This window comes from Sphingomonas turrisvirgatae (assembly GCF_001721295.1).
In the GTDB taxonomy this organism is placed as follows: domain Bacteria; phylum Pseudomonadota; class Alphaproteobacteria; order Sphingomonadales; family Sphingomonadaceae; genus Sphingomonas; species Sphingomonas turrisvirgatae.
The window spans coordinates 1-381 of sequence record NZ_MDDS01000002.1 but is presented as its reverse complement, the minus strand read 5'-3'; the positions used below and the strand labels follow the sequence as shown (position 1 = coordinate 381).

The window sequence follows — 381 nt, the reverse complement described above, 5'->3', positions numbered from 1 at the left end:
TTATTCTTGCTACTGACATTGAAGTCAACACTGACCGTTTTGTAGGTAAACGTGTCTATAGATGTAGCACTGGTTTTGCTTTAAAACAAACCGACAAGGCTTTTGCTGAGGCAATTGCTAATGCTCAGGTTTTAGAACAAGGTAAACAGCAAGCAACAACGGAAAATAAGGATAAAACTGAAAAAGTTGGTGTATATAAACACTTATTAACTGGTGTTTCTTATATGCTGCCTATGGTTGTTGCGGGTGGCTTGCTAATTGCACTTTCTTTATGTTTTGGCCTAAATGCAGCAGAACAAGCTGGTAGTCTGCCAGCCATATTAAAACAGATTGGCGCAGCAGCATTTACCCTCATGGTACCCATGCTGTCGGGTTATATTG

1 pseudogene is annotated in these 381 nt (G+C 40.2%); it reads left to right on the top strand.

Annotated features, from left to right (window positions below):
* Window positions 1-381, top strand: a pseudogene (locus BFL28_RS19965) (PTS fructose transporter subunit EIIBC); the annotation flags it as partial.